The organism is Oxalicibacterium flavum, assembly GCF_014635065.1.
GTDB lineage: Bacteria > Pseudomonadota > Gammaproteobacteria > Burkholderiales > Burkholderiaceae_D > Oxalicibacterium > Oxalicibacterium flavum.
Genome location: NZ_BMCG01000002.1, coordinates 278,134 through 297,793 on the forward strand (window position 1 = coordinate 278,134; position 19,660 = coordinate 297,793).

At 64.4% G+C, this 19,660-nt stretch carries 18 protein-coding genes; 4 read left to right on the forward strand and 14 right to left on the reverse strand.

What is annotated here, in order from left to right:
* The first annotated feature begins 80 nt into the window (after positions 1-80).
* Positions 81-1,685: an L-aspartate oxidase gene (gene nadB / locus IEV38_RS04865; RefSeq protein WP_188395053.1), complete on the forward strand. Its 1,605-nt coding sequence runs from the start codon at positions 81-83 to the stop codon at positions 1,683-1,685.
* A gap of 62 nt (positions 1,686-1,747) precedes the next feature.
* Here nadB and nadC read toward each other — a convergent pair whose 3' ends face one another.
* From nadC to cydD, 14 genes are all read right to left on the reverse strand, one after another.
* Positions 1,748-2,614 carry a carboxylating nicotinate-nucleotide diphosphorylase gene (gene nadC / locus IEV38_RS04870; RefSeq protein WP_188395054.1) on the reverse strand — a complete coding sequence of 289 codons (867 nt, stop codon included), beginning with the start codon at positions 2,612-2,614 and terminating at the stop codon, positions 1,748-1,750.
* The gene (gene nadA, locus IEV38_RS04875; RefSeq protein WP_188395055.1) at positions 2,611-3,750 is read right to left on the reverse strand and encodes a quinolinate synthase NadA; all 1,140 of its coding nucleotides are present in this window, start codon (positions 3,748-3,750) and stop codon (positions 2,611-2,613) included. Before nadA ends, nadC begins: the two co-directional genes overlap by 4 nt.
* 188 nt (positions 3,751-3,938) lie before the next feature.
* Entirely contained in the window at positions 3,939-5,540 is a 1,602-nt protein-coding gene (locus IEV38_RS04880) for an ABC-F family ATPase (protein WP_188395056.1), read from the reverse strand.
* A gap of 102 nt (positions 5,541-5,642) precedes the next feature.
* On the reverse strand, positions 5,643-6,602 hold the full coding sequence (ldcA, locus tag IEV38_RS04885) for a muramoyltetrapeptide carboxypeptidase (RefSeq protein WP_188395057.1): 960 nt from the start codon (positions 6,600-6,602) through the stop codon (positions 5,643-5,645).
* Positions 6,599-7,555, reverse strand: coding sequence for an alpha/beta fold hydrolase (locus tag IEV38_RS04890; RefSeq protein WP_188395058.1), 957 nt, complete (start codon positions 7,553-7,555; stop codon positions 6,599-6,601). The genes ldcA and IEV38_RS04890 overlap by 4 nt, the downstream gene beginning before the upstream one ends.
* A 160-nt stretch (positions 7,556-7,715) precedes the next feature.
* Positions 7,716-8,231 (reverse strand): tRNA adenosine(34) deaminase TadA, encoded by a 516-nt coding sequence (tadA, locus tag IEV38_RS04895; protein ID WP_188395059.1) that lies wholly within the window; start codon positions 8,229-8,231, stop codon positions 7,716-7,718.
* Between the two features lie 11 nt (positions 8,232-8,242).
* Positions 8,243-8,692, reverse strand: coding sequence for a 6-carboxytetrahydropterin synthase QueD (gene queD, locus IEV38_RS04900; RefSeq protein WP_188395060.1), 450 nt, complete (start codon positions 8,690-8,692; stop codon positions 8,243-8,245).
* Between the two features lie 2 nt (positions 8,693-8,694).
* Complete coding sequence (gene queE / locus IEV38_RS04905) at positions 8,695-9,309, reverse strand: 7-carboxy-7-deazaguanine synthase (RefSeq protein WP_188395442.1); 615 nt, start codon at positions 9,307-9,309, stop codon at positions 8,695-8,697.
* 193 nt (positions 9,310-9,502) lie between these two features.
* The gene (locus IEV38_RS04910; protein WP_188395061.1) at positions 9,503-11,146 is read right to left on the reverse strand and encodes a Na+/H+ antiporter; all 1,644 of its coding nucleotides are present in this window, start codon (positions 11,144-11,146) and stop codon (positions 9,503-9,505) included.
* Positions 11,147-11,317: 171 nt separating this feature from the next.
* Positions 11,318-11,440, reverse strand: coding sequence for a cytochrome bd-I oxidase subunit CydX (gene cydX, locus IEV38_RS04915; RefSeq protein ID WP_188379722.1), 123 nt, complete (start codon positions 11,438-11,440; stop codon positions 11,318-11,320).
* A gap of 61 nt (positions 11,441-11,501) precedes the next feature.
* Entirely contained in the window at positions 11,502-12,656 is a 1,155-nt protein-coding gene (gene cydB, locus IEV38_RS04920) for a cytochrome d ubiquinol oxidase subunit II (RefSeq protein WP_188395062.1), read from the reverse strand.
* A complete protein-coding gene (locus IEV38_RS04925) occupies positions 12,653-14,254 on the reverse strand; it encodes a cytochrome ubiquinol oxidase subunit I (protein ID WP_188395063.1) in 1,602 nt (533 codons plus the stop codon). The genes cydB and IEV38_RS04925 overlap by 4 nt, the downstream gene beginning before the upstream one ends.
* Before the next feature lie 89 nt (positions 14,255-14,343).
* A complete protein-coding gene (locus tag IEV38_RS04930; RefSeq protein ID WP_188395443.1) occupies positions 14,344-16,071 on the reverse strand; it encodes an amino acid ABC transporter ATP-binding/permease protein in 1,728 nt (575 codons plus the stop codon).
* Positions 16,072-16,076: 5 nt separating this feature from the next.
* Positions 16,077-17,768, reverse strand: a complete 1,692-nt coding sequence (gene cydD, locus IEV38_RS04935) for a thiol reductant ABC exporter subunit CydD (RefSeq protein WP_188395064.1) — start codon at positions 17,766-17,768, stop codon at positions 16,077-16,079.
* Positions 17,769-18,030: 262 nt separating this feature from the next.
* Here cydD and IEV38_RS04940 point away from each other — a divergent pair, with 262 nt between their 5' ends.
* The 3 genes from IEV38_RS04940 to IEV38_RS04950 all read left to right on the forward strand — a co-directional run bounded on the left by IEV38_RS04940 (position 18,031) and on the right by IEV38_RS04950 (position 19,649).
* Positions 18,031-18,597 carry a TetR/AcrR family transcriptional regulator gene (locus IEV38_RS04940; protein WP_188395065.1) on the forward strand — a complete coding sequence of 189 codons (567 nt, stop codon included), beginning with the start codon at positions 18,031-18,033 and terminating at the stop codon, positions 18,595-18,597.
* 68 nt (positions 18,598-18,665) lie between these two features.
* Positions 18,666-19,145 carry a nuclear transport factor 2 family protein gene (locus IEV38_RS04945; protein WP_188395066.1) on the forward strand — a complete coding sequence of 160 codons (480 nt, stop codon included), beginning with the start codon at positions 18,666-18,668 and terminating at the stop codon, positions 19,143-19,145.
* Between the two features lie 99 nt (positions 19,146-19,244).
* Positions 19,245-19,649 carry a group III truncated hemoglobin gene (locus IEV38_RS04950; protein ID WP_188395067.1) on the forward strand — a complete coding sequence of 135 codons (405 nt, stop codon included), beginning with the start codon at positions 19,245-19,247 and terminating at the stop codon, positions 19,647-19,649.
* Positions 19,650-19,660 lie beyond the last annotated feature (11 nt).

A 19,660-nucleotide genomic window follows, 5' to 3' on the forward strand; every position in this document is an offset into this window, starting at 1 on the left:
CCGCCATGGAGGTTTTACGCCAAGCGCACGCAAATGGAATATAGTCATGAGCTTTGGATTTTTTCTTACCGGCACCTCATATGAAATTTGATGTCGCGATCGTAGGCAGCGGCCTGGCGGGCCTTTCCGTCGCCCTGCACCTGGCAGAGACCCGCAAGGTCGCCGTGATCTCCAAGCGCACCCTGCTCGACGGCGCCAGCAGCTGGGCGCAGGGCGGAATCGCCGCGGTGCTCGATTCGCACGACAGCGTCGATGAACACGTGGCCGACACCTTGGTCGCCGGCGGCGGCCTGTGCGACGAGACCGCGACCCGCTTCATCGTCGAGAACGGCCGTGCCGCCATCGAATGGCTGATCGCGCAGGGCGTCCCCTTCACCCCGGACGCCACCGCCGAACTCGGCTTTCACCTGACGCGCGAAGGCGGCCACAGCCAGCGCCGCATCATCCACGCCGCCGATGCCACCGGCCACGCGGTGCAGGTCACGCTCGAGCAGAAGGTGCGCAACCACCCGAACATCACGCTGCTCGAACATCATTACGCGATCGACGTCATTACCTCCGACGCCGTCGAGAGCAAGACCAAAAAGCCGGGCGTACCGCGCTGCCTTGGTGTCTATGTACAGGACGTCAAGAGCGGCAAGGTCATCACCATCGCCGCCGAACACACGGTGCTGGCCACCGGTGGCGCCGGCAAGGTCTATCTCTACACCACCAATCCCGATACGGCCACCGGCGACGGCATCGCGATGGCCTGGCGCGCCGGCTGCCGCATCGCCAACATGGAATTCATCCAGTTCCATCCGACCTGTCTCTACCACCCTTACGCCAAGTCCTTCCTGATCACGGAAGCCGTGCGCGGCGAAGGCGGCGTGCTAAAGCTGCCGCAGAGTGCCGGCCGCAATGCCGGCAAGCGCTTCATGCCGGCGCACGACGAACGCGCAGAACTGGCGCCGCGCGACATTGTGGCGCGCGCCATCGATGCCGAGATGAAGAAGCGCGGCCTCGACTACGTCGATCTCGACATCAGCGATAAGTCGCCGGAATTCCTGCAGGAGCATTTCCCGACCATCATGGCGCGCTGCCTGCAACTCGGCATCGACATCACCAAGCAGCCGATCCCCGTGGTGCCGGCCGCGCACTACACCTGCGGCGGCATCATCACCGACCTGTCGGGCCGCACCGACCTGCCGGGCCTCTACGCAGTCGGCGAAGCGACCTGCACCGGCCTGCACGGCGCCAACCGCCTCGCCAGCAATTCGCTGCTCGAATGCCTGGTGCTGGGCCGTGCCGCCGCCCACTACATCGCCGAGCAGCCCAAGCTCAAGCTGCCTACCCTGCCCGCCTGGGACGAAAGCCGCGTCACCGATGCCGACGAGGAAGTCATCATCGCCAACAACTGGGAAGAACTGCGCCGCTTCATGTGGAACTACGTCGGCATCGTGCGCACCACCAAGCGCCTGCAACGCGCCCAGCACCGCATCCGCCTGCTGAAGGAAGAGATCGACGAGTACTACGCCAACTTCCGCATCACGCCCGACCTGCTGGAACTGCGCAATCTGGTCGAAGTGGCCTCGCTGATCGTCAACAGCGCGTTGTCGCGCCGCGAAAGCCGTGGCCTGCACTTCAGCCGCGATTATCCGGACACGCTGCCGAAGGCGTTGCCGAGCGTGTTGTCGCCGGACTGAAGCACTCATGGGGAATAAAAAAGCCGTTCAAACGAACGGCTTTTTTGTTGTGTCAGAACGATTTACTCGACGATGCGCAGAGAATAATCCGTCGCCTTCACGTCCTTCGTCAGCGAACCGATCGAAATACGATCGACGCCGGTCTCGGCAATCGCCACGATGCTTTCGTGATTGATGCCGCCCGAGGCTTCGAGCAGCGCGCGGCCGGCGGTCAAGGCGACCGCTTCACGCATCATCTCGAGCGAGAAATTGTCGAGCAGCACCGAGGTCGCACCGGCTTCGAGCGCCTCGGCCAGTTGCGCCAGCGTCTCGACCTCGATCTGGATCGGCACGCCGGCATCCAGCGCATGCGCGGCCAGCATGGCGGCGCGCACGCCGCCAGCCGCGGCGATGTGGTTTTCCTTGATCAGGATGCCGTCGTACAACGCCAGGCGCTGGTTCTTGCCGCCACCGACACGCACTGCGTATTTCTGCGCCAGGCGCAGGCCCGGCAGCGTCTTGCGCGTGTCGAGCACGGCCGCCTTGGTATGCGCGATCAGGTCGGCGTAACGGCGCGTGGCGCTCGCCACGCCCGACAGCAACTGCATGAAGTTCAGCGCGCTGCGCTCGGCTGTCAGCAGCGCGCGCGCCGGTGCCTCGATCGCACAGACTTCGCTGTCGGCGCGCATCAGATCACCCTCGCCGTACTGCCAGGTGATGCAGATGCGCGCGTCGAGCTGCTTCATGACGGCTTCGAACCACGGTGCACCGCACAGCACGGCTTCTTCGCGCACGATCACACGCGCCTTGACGATTTCCTGTTCCGGCACCAGTCGGCCGGTGACGTCGCCGCTGCCGATGTCCTCGGCCAGCGCGGCGGCGATGTTGGCTTCGAATGCCGCCTTGAGTGCGTCGTCGAATGGCGCGAACGGATTGCGCAGCAGGCTCATGCCGGTCCTATTCCCGAAAAGAGTGGTTGTTCCTTCGCCAGGTCCGACGAGGGCCGAACGTTGGCCTTCTGCGCGGCGGCGAAGTCGAGCATGCGGTCAATGCAGACGGTCGCCTTGCGGCCGATTTCCGGATCGACATGGATTTCGTTGCGGCCGGTTTCCAGCACGTCGGCCAGGTTCTGCAGGCCGTTCATCGCCATCCACGGGCAATGCGCGCAACTCTTGCAGGTCGCGGCGTTACCGGCAGTCGGCGCGTCGATGAAAATCTTGCCGGGTGCGGCGGCTTTCATCTTGTGCAGGATGCCGTTGTCGGTGGCGACGATGAATTCCGGCGCGTCCATGGTTTGCGCAGCGTGGATCAGCTGCGAGGTCGAGCCGATCGCATCGGCCAGCGCCACCACGGCGGCCGGCGATTCCGGGTGCACGAGCACCTTGGCCTGCGGGTGTTCCTTCTTCAGCAGTTCGAGTTCGATCGCCTTGAATTCGTCGTGCACCAGGCACGAACCCTGCCACAGCAGCATGTCGGCGCCGGTCTGCTTCTGGATGTAGCTGCCCAGGTGCTTGTCGGGCGCCCACAGGATCTTCTTGCCCTGCGCATGCAGGTGCTCGACGATCTTGAGGCCGATCGACGAGGTCACCATCCAGTCGGCGCGCGCCTTCACGGCGGCGCTGGTGTTGGCATAGACCACCACGGTACGGTCCGGATGCGCATCGCAGAAAGCGTTGAATTCATCCACCGGACAGCCGAGATCGAGCGAACAGGTCGCGTCCAGATCGGGCATCAGAATGGTTTTCTCGGGGCTCAGGATCTTGGCGGTCTCGCCCATGAACTTGACGCCGGCCACCACCAGCGTCTTGGCCGGATGATCGCGGCCGAAACGCGCCATCTCGAGCGAATCGGAAACGCAGCCGCCGGTTTCCTCGGCCAGGTCCTGCAGTTCGGAATCGACGTAGTAATGCGCGACCAGCACCGCCTCGCGCTCCTTGAGCAGGCGCTTGATGCGCTCCTTGAGGGCGACCTTTTCCTCGGGCGATGGCGACAGCGGTATCTTTGCCCAGGCGTGCGCAACACAACTGGTGCCGCTTTCCATCACGGGCAGTTCGAATTCAACGGTCTTGATTGGCTGATTCTGCATGGCTGGTCGTCTGATTGAATACGAAGGAGAAACGATGTTTCCGGTGTTTCATGAAGCGCAACAAATGAGCGTTCGCGTGGGGCAGATTGTAGCGCCAAACACAGTTGGCGGTGACGGGGGAAAATGCAAGTGGAAAGCACCATTGCATCCACGCGGGGAGGAGACACCCCTCCCCGCGCCGACGATGCTTACTCGATGCCCTGGCTGGTCAGGTATTCCTCGTAGCTGCCCTGGAAGTCGATGACCGCGCCATCCTTGACTTCGAGGATGCGCGTTGCCAGGGAGGAAACGAATTCGCGATCATGCGAGACGAAGACCAGCGTGCCCGCGTATTTTTCGAGCGCGATGTTCAGCGATTCGATGGATTCCATATCCATGTGGTTGGTCGGCTCGTCGAGCAGCAGCACGTTGTGGCGGCCCAGCATCAGCTTGCCGTACATCATGCGGCCCTTCTCGCCGCCCGACAGCACCTTGACCGATTTCTTGACGTCGTCGCCCGAGAACAGCAAGCGGCCGAGAATCGAACGTACGGCCTGGTCGTCGTCGCCTTCCTTGGTCCACTGGCCCATCCAGTCGGTCAGCGTCTTGTCGCTGGCGAATTCCTCGGTCGGATCCTGCGGCATGTAGCCGACGTCGGCGTTCTCGGCCCATTTGACGATGCCGCTGTCGGCATCGAGTCCCGTGATGTCCTTGCCGCCGATGCAGCGCAGCAGCGTGGTTTTACCTGCGCCGTTGGCACCGATGATGGCGATGCGCTCGCCGGCCTCGACCATGATGCTGAAGTTGTCGAAGATGGTGCGGTCGTACTTCTTGGTGATGCCCTGCGTTTCAACCGCAAGGCGGTGCAGCTTCTTCTCGCCTTCGAAACGCACGTAGGGGTTCTGGCGGCTCGACGGCTTGACGTCCTCGACCTTGATCTTCTCGATCTGCTTGGCACGCGAGGTAGCCTGGCGTGCCTTGGACTTGTTGGCCGAGAAGCGGCGCACGAAGTCCTGCAGTTCCGCGACCTTTTCCTTGGCCTTGGCATTGTTCGCCAGTTGCTGCGCACGCGCCTGCGACGACGCCAGCATGTAGTCATCGTAGTTGCCCGGATAGACCTTCAGCGTGCCGTAGTCCATGTCGGCCATGTGCGTGCAGACCTGGTTCAGGAAGTGGCGATCGTGGGAAATGATGATCATGGTGGAGCTGCGCTCGTTGAGCACGTTCTCCAGCCAGCGGATGGTGTCGATGTCGAGGTTGTTGGTCGGTTCGTCGAGCAGCAGGATGTCCGGGTTCGAGAACAGCGCCTGCGCCAGCAGCACGCGCAGCTTCCAGCCGGGCGCCACTGCGCTCATCGGTCCCTGGTGCTGCTCGATCGGCACGCCCACGCCCAGCAGCAGTTCGCCGGCGCGCGCTTCGGCCGTGTAGCCGTCATACTCCGCAAACCTGGCTTCGAGGTCGGCCGCCTTCATGTAGTCGTCGTCGGTCGCATCCGGATTGGCATAGATTGCGTCGCGTTCGGACATCGCCGCCCACATTTCGGTGTGGCCCATCATGACCACGTCGAGCACGCGCATTTCCTCGTAGGCGAACTGGTCCTGGCGCAGCTTGCCGAGGCGTTCGTTGACGTCGAGGCTGACGTTACCGGCGCTCGGCTCGAGGTCGCCGCCGAGGATTTTCATGAAGGTCGATTTGCCGCAGCCGTTGGCCCCAATCAGACCGTAGCGGTTGCCTTCGCCGAACTTGACGGAAATGTTTTCGAACAGCGGCTTGGGGCCGAACTGCATCGTGATGTTGGCGGTAGATAACACTTGGTAAAGCCTTTGCACAGAATAAGGATTGACAGCCCGCCATTCTATCATCCGCGGGGGCGTCCTCCCGAGGGAAAGCGCCGCACGCAACCGGAACGAGGACTAGCGGGACAGATACGGATAGGCGGAAACCGTGAGGGAAAAGCGCTCGCCCGAGGAAACGAGACGGCCGGGCGCGCCGACCGGCACGGTCGCCTTGTCCGCACCGTGCCCGACCGGAAAGCCGGCCAGGATGGGCACCGGCACGTGGGCGCGCAGCCAGTCCAGCATCTGCGCGAAGTCGTAACCGTTGTCGTAATCGCTCAGGCGATAACCCGAGAAATCGCCGAGCAGCACCGCGCGCTGGCGCTGCAGCACGCCGGCATGCATCAGTTGCAGCAGCATGCGCTCGACGCGGTACGGGTGTTCGTTGATGTCTTCCACGAACAGGATGCCGCCCTCCACCGCCGGCAGCCAAGGCGAGCCGACCAGGTGCGTGAGCATCGCCAGATTGCCGCCCCACACCGTGCCGTCAACCTCCAGCGCCGGATTGCCGGGCGCGCCGCCATGCACGACGTGCCGCTCTGAAGTCAGGCATTGCCAGAAGTCCGTCAGCGTGAAATCGCTCGGGGGCGTACGCACGAAGTCGTCGCACAGCATCGGCCCCGAGAAGCTGATGCCGCCCTCCTGCGCCAGCAGCGCCATCTGCAGCGCCGTGAAATCGCTGTGGCCGACGAACAGCTTGCCGCTGCGCGCCAGCAGGCCGAGGTCGAGCTCCGGCAGCAGCCGCGTCAGGCCGTAGCCGCCGCGCAGCGCGAGCACGATGTCGATCTCCGGATCGCTGGCCGCTGCCAGCAGTTGCGCGATGCGCTGGTCGTCGCTGGCGCCGAAACGGTGGAAACGCTGCGCCGGATCGGTCAGGTTGCGCACGCGGCAGCCCTGCGCTTCCAGCGTGGCAATGCCGCGCGTGACGGCCGCCGGATCGGGCGCGTAGCCGCTCGGCGAGACGATCGCCACGCGCGGCCCCTGCCCGTCCTGCGCATTCAGGGTTGTCCGCAGGCGCTGGTTCAATTCTGTACTCATGGGCAGGCGAGCTGGGCGTCGGCATCGATGTCGGAATACGCACTCGGCTGCGCTTGCGGATGCAATTCGGCGGCACGGCAATGCGCGGCGATCAGAGCCGTCAGCTGCGGATTCAACTGGTCCGGCAGATCGTGGCCCATGCCGTCGATCTCGTGCATGACCGCGCCGGGCACCAGTTGAGCAACGTCGCGACCGCCCTCGATCGGCACCAGCGGGTCGGCCTTGCCGTGGATGACCAGGGTCGGCACGCGCAGCGCTTCAAGCAGCGCCACACGGTCGCCCGAGGCGCCGATCGCCAGCAGCTGGCGTGTGGTGGCGACCGGGTCCAGGCTGCGCTGCACGGTGCGCGCCACGCGCTCGCGCAGGGCCTCGGGCGGCGTCGGATAGGCCGGGCTGCCGATGACCTGCATGGTGCGCACGAAATGGGCGATCACGCCTTCATGGTTGAGCGGATCGGGCGGCGCCGCGAACAGCACCTTGCGCGCGGCGCGCGTCGGCGGCGGCAGGCCGCGGCGGCCGCTGGTGGACATGATGGAAGTCAGGCTCAAGGTGCGTTCGGGATAACGGCCGGCGACGATCTGCGCAATCATGCCCCCCATCGATGCACCGACCACGTGCGCCTGCCTGATCTGCAGCGCGTCGAGCAGTCCGACCGCGTCGCGCGCCATGTCGTCGAGCAGGTAGCCGGCCGCCAGCTTCATGCGCAGCGCGAGCTTGAGTACCGCCAGCAGCGTGTTCGGCTTGCCCAAGTGATCGAGATGGGTCGAGAGGCCGTTGTCGCGGTTGTCGAAGCGGATCACGTAGAAGCCGCGTTCCACCAGGCACCGGCAGAACGATTCCGGCCACGACACGGCCTGCATGCCGAGACCGACGATCAGCAGAATGGGTGGATGAGAGGGATCTCCCTGGGTGTCGTACCAGATATCGAGTTCGTTGACTTTGGCGATGGGCAAGGATGGACTTTCTCAAACGGTTGACGCCATGCGGCATTGCCACGACACGATACCATCGCCGCAGCTGAAAATCGAGTTGACCGGCATGCATGACGGGCGTGCCGTATTGCGCTTGGAACGCGCGCCCTGCCTGCGGTTCCCGCTGAAAAGCGGAGTCGCTTCAGGAATCGGCTCTGCCGGCCTGACGCAATGCCTGCGCCGCGCGCCGGCGTTCGGCGAAGAAGGCGCGCAGCAGTTCGCCGCACTCGTCGGCCAGCACGCCGCCCGTGACTTCGGTGTGATGATTGAGGCGTTCCTGCGCGAACAGGTCGAGCACCGAGCCGCAGGCGCCGGTCTTGGGATCGGTCGCGCCATAGACCACGCGCGCCAGCCGCGCATGGATCATGGCGCCGGCGCACATCACGCAGGGTTCGAGCGTGACGTAGAGTTCGCAACCCGGCAGACGGTAGTTGCCGAGGATGTCGGCGGCGGCGCGCAGCGCCCTGATCTCGGCATGTGCGGTCGGGTCGTGGGTGCCGATCGGCTGGTTGTAGCCGCTGGCGATGACCTCGCCCTCGCAGACGACGACCGCGCCGACCGGTACTTCGCCGAGCGTCCACGCATGGCGCGCCTGCATCAGCGCCTGCTGCATGAAGAGGATGTCGCGGCTGCGATTCTGCACGGTACCGTCCTGCATGTGCGGTGCCGTCAGTCGCCGGCCGTGATCTCGGCCCAGCAGTTCGGCGTTTCGTGCAGCACCAGCTTGTGCAGGCGCAGGCCGGTGCCGTAGCGATCGACGTAGGCGGCATTCAGGATTTCGAACGCGGTCTGCGCAAGGTTCTCGACCGTCGGGATGCGCTTGATGACGACCGTCTTGTGGCCCGGGATGCTTTCGAGGAATTCGCGCACCTTCTCGTCCTTTTCATAGACCAGGAAGGCGTGGTCCCAGACGTCCACCAGATGCTGCCTGGCGAGCGTCTTGATGTCGGAAAAGTCCATGATCATGCCGTTGTCGGAACTGCCCTCGACGTCGATGACTTCGCCGACCAGCGTGATCTCGAGCGTATAGCGATGACCGTGCAGATTGCGGCACTGGCTCTTGTGATCGGGGATGCGGTGGCCGGCGTCGAATTCCAGCTTGCGGGTGATGGTCAGCATGATTACGGTATCTGTAGGAGTTTATGGGTCTGCAGGCTCAGCTTCCATTTCGGATTGCGCTTGCAGACGTCGATCGCGAGTCTCGTGTTCTGTTCGGCCAGCGGGCCATCCATCGGTTGCACGAAGAAATGCTGGAAATCCAGCCCTTCGTAGGCCGCCAGCGACTGTTCCGCCTGCGGGATCACGACCTTGATCTCGCTGCCCTTCTTCACCACCAGTTCGGAACCCATCTTGGGACTCACGCAGACCCAGTCGATACCTGCCGGCACCGGCAGGGTGCCGTTGGTCTCGATCGCGATCTCGAAGCCGGCCGCGTGCATCGCATCGATCAGCGCGGCATCCAGTTGCAGCAGCGGCTCGCCGCCGGTGAAGACCACGTACTTGCTGGCGGTATAGGTGGTCGGCCACAGCGCATCGACGGTCGCCGCCAGTTGCGCGGCATTGGCGAACTTGCCGCCGCCCTCGCCGTCGGTGCCGACGAAATCGGTATCGCAGAATTGGCAGATCGCCTTCTCGCGGTCGCTCTCGCGGCCGGTCCACAGGTTGCATCCCGCAAAGCGACAGAACACCGCCGGGCGGCCGGCGTGCGCGCCTTCGCCCTGCAGGGTGTAGAACATCTCTTTTACGGTGTAGGTGTAGGTCAAGGTCGTGGCCTGTCGGAATCAAGCGCAAAGCAAGGCCGCGCTGCCCGCTCATCAAAGACGGCGGAAAACATGGCGCAGGCGGGAGATCGCGGGCCGTCATTATAGATCAGGCACCCGCAGAGGGCACGCGCCGCCCCTGCTTGCGGCCGCGGACGTTGGCAGGAAGTCAATGCGCCTGTTCGCGGCTCAGGGCGTTTTCGATCAGGTCGAGTTCGCGCAGCAGACCCTGATGGACCGAGTCGTCGAGCTTGTCGGTCAGCCACATCTGGAACAGTTCGTCGCGCTCGGCGCGGATCGCTTCGAGCCGGAAGGCGCGCTCGGCCTCGGCCAGCTCCAGGATGCGCGCGGCTTCCTCGCCGTCGCTGCCGCCATAATCGAGCCGGCGCTGGTAGAGCTCGATGACGCGCGAGACCGCCTCGGAACGCGCTTCATCCGCAGCCGTGATGCCCTCGCCGATCTGCCGCAATCTCGCCAGCGCCGCTTCGGCCGCTGCCGCGCGCGCCTGGCCTTCACCCGCGCCGATCACCGGTTCCGGCAGCGTTTCGAGATCGCGTGTCAGCAGCGGCAAGGCGATGCTGGCCGTCAGCAGCGACAGCAGGATCACGCCCTTGGCGAGGAAAATCAGCAGATCGCGTGCCGGGAAAGCACCGCCGTCCGGCAGCAGATACGGCAGTGTCAGGATGCCGGCCAGCGTCAGCGCACCGCGCACACCGGCAAAGGCCGTGACCAGCAGCATGATGAAGGACGCCTTGATATCGTCGGCATCATCCTTGTTGCGGTGACGGAACAGCGTCAGGTTCAGCGAACTCCAGACCCACAGGAACCGCAGCGCCGCCAGCACCGCCGTGATCGCCAGCACGTAGAGCGCGAGCCACCATGCGCTGCCCAGGCCCAGTTCCGACGCCACCTGCGGCAATCCCTCGACCGTGCTGCGCAACTGCGCGCCGAGGATCACGAAGATCACGCCGTTCAGCGCCATCTGGATCGTGTCCCACACCGCGCGCCGCTGCATGCGCGTGGCCGCCAGCCGACGTCCGACCAGGTCGGCGTAATGGGTCGTGATACCAGCCGCCGCAGCAGCCAGGATGCCCGATCCGCCGATATGCTCGGCCGCCATGTAGGCCGCGAACGGCACCAGCAGGCTGATCAGGATCTGCGTGCCCGGGTCCTCGCCGGCCACCGCCACCAGCCAGCGGTTGAGGATGCCGGTCAGCCACGCCACCGCGACGCCCGCCACCAGCCCGCCGCCGGCCGCCTGCAGGAAATCCAGCCCGGCGTCAACCAGCGAAAACGCGCCGGTAATGACCGCCAGTACCGCAAAATTGAAGCAGACCAGGCCCGACGCATCGTTGAGCAGCGACTCGCCTTCCAGGATGTGCATCAGGCGCGACGGGATCGGACTCTGCGAAGCGATGGCCGAGACCGCCACCGGATCGGTCGGCGACAGAATGGCCGCCAGTGCGAACGCGGCCGCCAGCGGCACCGCCGGAATCATCCAGTGCACGAAGTAGCCGACGCCGACCACGGTGAACAGCACGAGGCCGATCGCCAGCGTCATGATGGGACGCGCGTCGCGGAAGAAGGCACTCTTGGGAATGCGCCAGCCGTCTAGGAACAGCAGCGGCGGGATGAAGAAGAGGAAGAAGAATTCCGGATCGAGCGGCACGCTGATGCCGAATCCGTAGGACAGACCCGCGCCGGCCGCGATCTGCACCAGGGGCAGCGGCACCTTGAGCGGCAGCATGCGGGAAACGAAACTGCTGGCGACGACCGCCAGCAGCATGATGAGGACGATGGTGACGGTATGCATCGGGGCCGTTTGGGCAAATCGGTCAATCGGCAATTCGGTGCCGCGCGAGCCATGCCTGCCATGGCCCTGCCCGATTCTACGCGCTCCCGATACGGAAGGAAATGAGGGATCGCCTCATTGTCCTTCGGTTACAGACAACACGATGCAACATATAACGATGCAGCACGCCGATCAGGCGCGGTCCATCTTCTCGCGGCGAATCGCCTCGTCGTCCATCAGTTCGTACCACATGGCGTTGAGGACGGCGAAGGCGGCTGCCAGCGGCAGGCCGAGTATCCAGGCGAAATACCACATACGATTTTCCTTTTCTAAAACCGGCCGCCGGCGATGGCGGCCGCGTGAATCGACAGACGGATCAGTAGGCGTGACCGCTTTCCTCGCGGATCGCCTTTTCATCGACCTTGCCCCACAGCACCTTATAGACCCAGCTGGTATAGGCCAGGATCAGCGGCATGAAGATCGCGGTCACCACCAGCATGATGAACAGCGTCAGGTGGCTCGACGACGAATCCCATACCGTTAGGCTGGCGCGCGGATCGAGCGAGGACGGCAGGATGAACGGGAACATCGAGGCGCCCACGCTCAGTACGATGCCGGCGATGCTGACGGTACTGGCCAGCAGCGCCAGGATTTCGCGGCGCGCCAGCAGGCCGATCCAGGCCAGCGCGGCGCCGGCCAGGCCGAGCACCGGCGCCAGCAGCGTCCACGGATGCGCTTGGTAGTTGGCGAACCAGATGCCGGACTGCGTCTCGGCCGTCTTCAGCAGCGGGTTCGACGGGCCCGTTGCATCGACCACGCTGCTGATGCGATAACCGTCAACGTACAGCCACAGCAGCACGCCCGCCAGCGCGTACAGCACCAGCGTCGCCAGCGCCGCGAAGCCGCCGAAACGGCGCGCACGATCGGCCACCGGACCTTCGGTCTTCAGCTGCAGCCAGGTCGCGCCATGCATGACCAGCATCGCCAGCGACACCAGGCCGCACAGCAGCGCGAACGGGTTGAGCAGGCCGAAGAAGCTGCCTTCGTAGAAGATGTGCATCGCGCCGTCGAAACGGAACGGCACGCCCTGCAGCACGTTGCCCATCGCCACGCCGAAGATCAGCGCCGGGATGAAGCCGGACACGAACAGCGCGATGTCCCACGCCTTGCGCCAGCCCGCATCCTCGCGCTTGCTGCGGAACTTGAACGCCACCGGGCGCACGATCAGTGCGAACAGGATCGCGAACATCGCCAGGTAGAAGCCCGAGAACGAGACCGCGTACAGCTGCGGCCAGGCGGCGAAGATGGCGCCGCCGCCGAGGATCAGCCACACCTGGTTGCCTTCCCACACCGGGCCGACCGCGTTGATGACGACACGGCGCTCGACGTCGGTCTTGCCGGCGAACGGCAGCAGGATGTTGGTGCCGAGGTCGAAGCCGTCGGTGACGGCGAAGCCGACCAGCAGGACGCCTAGCAGCAGCCACCAGATCAGGCGCAGGACGTCGTAGTCGATAAGGGTATGCAGAATCATGCTAGCTCCACGGTTTCGGTTGGTGCGGAAGGTTGGTTGGCGCGGACATTGACGCCTTCGTCAGGCGCATGCTCGACCAGCGGCCCCTTGCGGATGGCCTTGAGCATCAGCTTCATCTCCACGATCAGCAGCACGGTGTAGATCAGGATGAAGCCGCCCAGCGAGATCAGGAGCGTCGTGATGCCGAGGTTGGACACTGCTACCGCCGTCGGCAGCACACCCTCGATGACCCACGGCTGACGGCCGAACTCGGCCACGATCCAGCCTGCCTCGGCCGCGATCCACGGCAGCGGGATCGACCACACCGCCACCTTCAGCAGCCAGCGATGGCGATCCAGCGCGCGGCGCGCCGACAGCACGAAGAACACGCCGGTCAGCAGGATCATGAACAGGCCGATGGCGACCATCACGCGGAAGCTCCAGAACAGCGGCCACACCTGCGGCACGGTATCCTGCGCGGCCTGGCGGATCTGTTCGGGCGTAGCCTGGCGCGGATCGTCAACGTAGCGGCGCAGCAGCAAGGCATAGCCAAGATCGCCGCCGTTCTCCTCGAACGCGCTGCGCAGTTCAGGCGTGATGTTCTTCATGCCGCCGTTCTCGCGAATCTTCTGCAGTGCATCGTAGGCTTTCAGGCCGTTCGAGATGCGGCCCTCCGCGCGCTCGACCAGTTCGATGATGCCGGGAATCGAGGTATCCAGCGAACGCGTGCCGATCAGGCCCATGACCCATGGAATGTGGATCGCGAAATGGTTCTCGCGCGCCTCCTGGTCGGGAAAACCGATCAGGGTGAAGTCCGCCGGCGCGTTCTGGGTATCCCACATGCCTTCGATGGCGGCCAGCTTCATCTTCTGGTGTTCGGTGGACAGGTAACCGCTTTCGTCGCCGAGCACTACCACCGACAGCGCAGCGGCCAGGCCGAACGAGGCGGCCACCGTCATCGAGCGCTTGGCGATCGCCAGATGACGGCCCTTCAGCACATACCAGGCCGACACGCCGAGCACGAAGATGGCGGCCGTCACGTAGCCGGCCGATACCGTGTGCACGAACTTGGCCTGCGCCACCGGGTTGGTCAGCACGGCGGCGAAATCGGTGACTTCCATGCGCATGGTGTCCGGGTTCAGCGCGGCGCCGACCGGGTTCTGCATCCAGCCGTTGGCGATCAGGATCCACAGTGCCGACAGGTTGGAACCCAGCGCCACCGCCCAGGTGGTGATCAGGTGGCCGACCTTGGACAGCTTGTCCCAGCCGAAGAAGAACAGGCCGACGAAGGTGGCTTCGAGAAAGAAGGCCATCAGGCCCTCGATCGCCAGCGGCGCGCCGAACACGTCGCCGACGTAGTGGCTGTAGTAGCTCCAGTTCATGCCGAACTGGAATTCCATGACGATGCCGGTCGCCACGCCCATGGCGAAGTTGATGCCGAACAGCGTGCCCCAGAACTTGGTCATGTCGCGCCAGATCACACGGCCCGTCATGACATAGACGGTTTCCATGATCGCCAGCACGATCGACAGGCCGATCGTCAGCGGTACGAACAGAAAGTGATACAGCGCCGTCGCGGCAAACTGTAGTCGTGATAGTGAAACAATATCGAGATCCATGACGTCCTCTTTTTAAAAACCCTTAAAACCCTAGAAACTCTTCACACAGCCATTCAAGATTTCTGCAACTTCATAAAATCATCTGTCCTTCAGTCCGCGCGCAAGGTATCGAGCAAGGCATCGAACAACGCCTCGCCGCGACGCGTATCGGCCACGATCACCCCTTTGCGCATCTGCACGATGCGATCGGCCAGCATCGCCTCGCGCCGCACGTGGGTGGCGATCAGAATGGCCCGTGCCCGGCCTGCGCGCTGCTCCAGATCGAGCGCATGCCGCAGTCGTGCCAGTACATCGCCGGCCGTGACGTGATCGAGTCCCTCGGTCGGTTCGTCGAGCAGCCACAACGGCACTTCGCGCAGGAACGCGCGTGCCAGTGCGAGGCGGCGCGCCTGTCCGCCGGAAAGACCCAATCCACCCTCGCCCAACCGCGTATCGAGTCCGCCAGGCGTCGCCGCGATCGTGTCGGCCAGCCCGGCCTGACGCAGCGCGCCCCACAGCGTGGCGTCATCGGCCTGCGGCGCGGCCAGCAGCAGGTTGTCGCGCACGCTGTCCTGGAACAGTTCGGTGCGTTGCGTGAGCAAGGTATGTGCCGCAACCGCGACCATGCCCTCCTGCACCGGCAGTTCGCCGGCCACGATTGCCATCAGGGTGGATTTGCCGGCGCCGCTATGGCCGATCAGTGCCACCCGCTCGCCATGACGGATGTGCAGCGACAAGTCATGCAGATAAGGGAGTCCGGTCGCGGCCGCACCTGCCGGGTCGCCTGCAATGGCGTCGAGACGGACAGCGAAGGTATTGGACGAGAAGGCACCGGCAGCCACCGCGCACTCGGACTCCTGCACCCGTTCGGCCAGCCGTCTTGCGGCTAGCAGCGTGCGTCCCCATTCCAGCGCGCCGCGCCGCAGGGCAGAAAAAGGTTCGGTTGCCGTCAGTACCAACAGCAGTGCCAGTGCCGCCACCGGCGTGCCGATGACGCCCTGCTCGACCAGCGCCGCGGTCCACAGCAAGGTGCCGCACAGCATGGCGACACCGGCGATTGCATAGGCCATGCCGGACAGCGACTCCAGATGATTGAGCGCATCGTCTGCCTCGGCCATGCGTGCATCGGCCTTTTGCAGTTTGTCGCTCTGCGCGGAAAGGCGGCCATGCATCAACAGTTCGGTCTGGCCCGCAACCAGGTCGATGCTGCGCGCACGCAGCGCTTCCAGCATGTGATAACGGCGCCGTGCGATATCGCGCGCACGCCATGCCACGGCCAGCGCGATGCCGAGTCCGCTACCCAGCAGCCAGAGACCGACGCTCAGCCCCAGCCACGCATCGATGAAGGCCAGCGCAATACCGGTCGCCAGTGCCGCCATGGTGGCGGCGAACATCGGCACCATGACCCGCAGATAGACGGAATCCAGCGCATCGATATCGGCCGTGAGGCGAAACAGCAGTTGCGCCGGCCGCGCCAGCAGGCGGCGCGCAGCCTCGGGTCCGGCCCAGCCGCGGAACAGACGCACGCGCAGATCGGCCAGCACTGCCAGCGTCGTGTCGTGCGTGATCAGGCGTTCCGCATAGCGCAGCCCGGTGCGCCCCATCGCCAGCAGGCGGATGCCGGCCGACGGCATGAAGACGTCGAAGGCAAAGGCCAGCGCGACATTCAGGCCGGCGATCGCGGTCGCCGTGATGAACCAGCCGGACAGTCCGAGCAGCGCCATGCCCGACAGCACGGTCAGGGCCGCCACGCCGGCGCCCAGCCATGCACGCTGACGGTGTTCTGCTGCGAACAGGTGGATCACGGCACGCAATTCGTTGACGGCCGACAGCTTCATGCCTCTCATGCCCGCACCTTTTCACGTTCGCCCAGCACGATCGAGCGGTCGAGGCGTTGCACCAGGGCCATGTCATGCGTGGCGACCGCCATGGTCCGCCCCTGCGCCAGATGCAGCAAGGCCCGCATCACCTCCTCTGCGGTGTCGCGATCGAGATGAGCGGTCGGTTCGTCAACCAACAGGATGTCGGCATGCGGATGCGCAGCCGCGCGTGCCAGTGCCAGCCGCACTGCCTCGCCGCCCGACAGGCCACCGCCCATCTCGGCCAGCATCACGCCCGCCTGTGCCTGCCGCACCTTGTGCAGCGCGGCCAGACGCAAGGCCAGTTCGACATCGCCGCTGTCCATGCCGGCGCGCCCCAGCGTGACGTTGCTGCGCACCGAACCGGCAAATACATGCGGCTTCTGTCCTATCCATGCCATGCGCGCGCGCAATGCAGCTGCGGTGTCGGCCTGCAGACGGCAATCGCCGATCACGATGTCGCCCTGCTGCGGCGACGCCATGCCGGCCATCAGCGACAGCAGGGTCGATTTGCCGGCACCGCTGGGCGCGACGATGGCGACATGCTCGCCGCGCTCGATGTGCAGATTCAGTCCCGCAAAGACGGCATGTCCGCTGTCCGGATAGGAAAAATGGAGATTGCGCACCGCGATGGTCGGTGCGCGCATCGCATCGTGACGCGCAGATGTCTGGCCCACTGCATGCAGGCCGGCTTCCGGCAGCGGCATGCCCTGCCGGGTCAGGCGTTCGATCTGTTCGAGCGCCGCCTCGCCGGCGGCGCGGTCATGCCACACCGCCGACAGTTCGCGCAACGGCTCGAAAAAGGACGGCGCCAGCAGCAGCACGAACAGCCCCTGCCCCAACGACAGCTTGCCGCTCCAGGCGCCGAAGTTTAGTTGTCCGAGCAGATGGAAACCGATATAGACCGCCACCATCGCCACGCCCAGAGCGGCAAACAGCTCGAGCACGGCGGACGACAGAAAAGCGATCCGCAGCACCGCCATCGTGCGGCGACGCAGGGCATGCGCGGCGGACTGCAGGCGATTCGCAGTGAGATCGACCGCCTGCAAGGAGCGGATCGTGGTCAGACCGCGCAGACGATCGAGCAGAAAACCGTTCATGCCGCCGATCTCGCTCATCTGTGCCTCGCTGGCCGCCTTGGCGCGCCAGCCCACCAGCGCCATGAAGATCGGGATCAGCGGTGCGGCCACCAGCAGGATCAGGCCGGCCAGCCACGAAACCGAGAACACCGCCGAAAGGATGAACAAGGGCACCAGCGTGGCGCGCATGCGGGCCGGCTGATAGCGTGCCAGATAAGGCAGGATCGCCTCGGCCTGTTCGGCCATGGCGCTGGCGGCCAGCCCCGAGGCCGGACGCTGCGGATCGAGCGGAGAGCGCATCGCCAGCGAATCGGCCAGCACCGCCCTGATTTTCGACAGGTGGGCGCGTGCGCGCTTGAACGTCAACCGCGTTCCCGCCATCTCGCACACCGCACGCAACACACCGAGCATGAATACCGCCAGCGCAGGCAGCACCACCGACCGCATGCCGCCACCGTCGGTCAGCGACTGCAGGCTCCAGGCCAGCAATGCCGCTTGCGGAATCCACAGCAGCGAGCCTGCCGTCTGCAAAACGCTCCCCGCGCTTCTTCCGTCTGAAAGATGCAGTGGGGATAACCTGGCCGCAGCTTGCTTCATGTGTTGATAGTCGATCAGTCTTGAAAGTCTGTCGATATGGCAAATCACCCAAGGACAATTCGCCCACGGACAAATTGCCTCATGCATCGACAGCAGTTGAGCGTATGGTCCTCCAACCAGCGAAACAACTTTTGAGCTATATCAACTAAACCGTATTCGCCTTGCCGGTTTACAACACAGCCCAACACAACCGCGACATATCCCGCAGCGCAAGACAAAAAACCGCTTGACCATGGTAGAACGATCGTTCTACCATGCATTCATGGACGATGCTTCCGAACTCACAGAAACACAGAAGAAGCTGCTCGCGGCAACCGAGCGGCTGATTTACGCCGGCGGTATTGCCGCCACCGGCATGGACAGGATAGTCAAGGAATCGGGCGTTGCAAGAAAAACCATCTACCGCTACTACCGCGACAAGGACGAACTGGTGGCCGACGCGCTGGCCAAGCGCGACGTGCGCTGGATGGACTGGTTCATTGCCGCCAGCGGCAAGGCCGACACGCCGGCCGGCCGCCTGCTCGCGACTTTTGATGCACTCGAGCAATGGTTTTTCACACCGGACTTCCGCGGCTGCGCCTTCATCAACGCCGCCGGCGAGATCGGCGATCCCGGCGACCCGATCCGCGAAGTCGCCAAGGAACACAAGGTCAAGCTGCACACCTACCTGCGCCAGCTGGCCGAGGAATACGGTGCCGACGATCCCGACGAGCTGGCATCCGAATTCCTGATCCTGATCGACGGCGCCATCACCGTGGCGCTGGTGCTGGAGAAGAAGGAAGCTGCGCGCGAGGCGCAGAAGCTGGCGCGCAAGCTGCTCCGGGAGTGAATGCGTCGCCGCTTCATTCCGAAATTTTTTCTTTGTTGTTCAATCCGTTGTTCTTCCAGGAGATATCGATGTCTGCAAATCCGAACGTCCGCCCGCCGCTGCCGCCCTTCACGCGCGAGACCGCCATCCAGAAAATTCGCCTGGCCGAAGACGGCTGGAACGGCCGCGACGCCTCCAAGGTCGCCCTCGCCTACAGCACCGACACCAGGTGGCGCAACCGTGCCGAGTTCGTCAAGAACCGCGAGGAAGCGCAAGCCTTCCTCGAGCGCAAATGGGCCAAGGAACTCGACTACCGCCTGATCAAGGAACTGTGGGCCTTCACCGACAACCGCATCGCCGTGCGCTACGCCTACGAATGGCACGACGACGCCGGCAACTGGTTCCGCTCCTACGGCAACGAGAACTGGGAATTCGGCGAAGACGGCCTGATGAAGGTGCGCCACGCCAGCATCAACGACCTGCCGATCAAGGAAGGCGACCGCAAGTTCCGCTGGCCGCTGGGCCGCCGTCCCGACGACCATCCGGGCCTGTCCGAACTCGGCCTGTAATTCACACCGCTGCCGCCATCGCGCGGACGGCGTTAAGATGGAGACCTGTCGCCGCCTTTTCATGATGCAGCGGCAGGTTTTTTCCTTTGGATGACAGCCATGCCCGATCCCGCCCTCTGCACCGACGACGAAGTCCGCACCCTGGTTCATGCGTTTTACGCCAAGGTCCGCAAGGACGATCTGCTCGGACCCATCTTCAACAGCCGCGTGCACGACTGGGACGAACACCTTGCGACACTGACCACGTTCTGGTCCTCCATCCTGCGCGGCAGCGGTGCCTACAGCGGCACGCCGATGCAGAAGCATGCCGCGCTGCCCCATCTCGATGAGGATTTGTTCAGACGCTGGCTCGCACTATTCCTCGAAACCACCGGCGAACAACCGAACCAGGCCATGGGTCAGCGCGCCTACACGATGGCACAGCGCATCGCGCAAAGCCTCTGGTACGGCTGGCAGATGAACCGCAAGCCGGACGCATTGCCGGCCGACTTGCGGTTGGACTGAAGCGGCTTTAC

What these genes read in the sequence shown, in the direction of transcription:
- nadB (WP_188395053.1), top strand. Translation starts at nt 81, where the DNA reads ATGAAATTTGATGTCGCGATCGTAGGCAGCGGCCTGGCGGGCCTTTCC.
- nadC (WP_188395054.1), bottom strand. Translation starts at nt 2,614, where the DNA reads ATGAGCCTGCTGCGCAATCCGTTCGCGCCATTCGACGACGCACTCAAG.
- nadA (WP_188395055.1), bottom strand. Translation starts at nt 3,750, where the DNA reads ATGCAGAATCAGCCAATCAAGACCGTTGAATTCGAACTGCCCGTGATG.
- ldcA (WP_188395057.1), bottom strand. Translation starts at nt 6,602, where the DNA reads ATGAGTACAGAATTGAACCAGCGCCTGCGGACAACCCTGAATGCGCAG.
- tadA (WP_188395059.1), bottom strand. Translation starts at nt 8,231, where the DNA reads ATGCAGGACGGTACCGTGCAGAATCGCAGCCGCGACATCCTCTTCATG.
- queD (WP_188395060.1), bottom strand. Translation starts at nt 8,692, where the DNA reads ATGCTGACCATCACCCGCAAGCTGGAATTCGACGCCGGCCACCGCATC.
- queE (WP_188395442.1), bottom strand. Translation starts at nt 9,309, where the DNA reads ATGTTCTACACCCTGCAGGGCGAAGGCGCGCACGCCGGCCGCCCGGCG.
- IEV38_RS04910 (WP_188395061.1), bottom strand. Translation starts at nt 11,146, where the DNA reads ATGCATACCGTCACCATCGTCCTCATCATGCTGCTGGCGGTCGTCGCC.
- cydX (WP_188379722.1), bottom strand. Translation starts at nt 11,440, where the DNA reads ATGTGGTATTTCGCCTGGATACTCGGCCTGCCGCTGGCAGCCGCCTTC.
- cydB (WP_188395062.1), bottom strand. Translation starts at nt 12,656, where the DNA reads ATGATTCTGCATACCCTTATCGACTACGACGTCCTGCGCCTGATCTGG.
- IEV38_RS04925 (WP_188395063.1), bottom strand. Translation starts at nt 14,254, where the DNA reads ATGGATCTCGATATTGTTTCACTATCACGACTACAGTTTGCCGCGACG.
- IEV38_RS04930 (WP_188395443.1), bottom strand. Translation starts at nt 16,071, where the DNA reads ATGAAGCTGTCGGCCGTCAACGAATTGCGTGCCGTGATCCACCTGTTC.
- cydD (WP_188395064.1), bottom strand. Translation starts at nt 17,768, where the DNA reads ATGAAGCAAGCTGCGGCCAGGTTATCCCCACTGCATCTTTCAGACGGA.
- IEV38_RS04940 (WP_188395065.1), top strand. Translation starts at nt 18,031, where the DNA reads ATGGACGATGCTTCCGAACTCACAGAAACACAGAAGAAGCTGCTCGCG.
- IEV38_RS04945 (WP_188395066.1), top strand. Translation starts at nt 18,666, where the DNA reads ATGTCTGCAAATCCGAACGTCCGCCCGCCGCTGCCGCCCTTCACGCGC.
- IEV38_RS04950 (WP_188395067.1), top strand. Translation starts at nt 19,245, where the DNA reads ATGCCCGATCCCGCCCTCTGCACCGACGACGAAGTCCGCACCCTGGTT.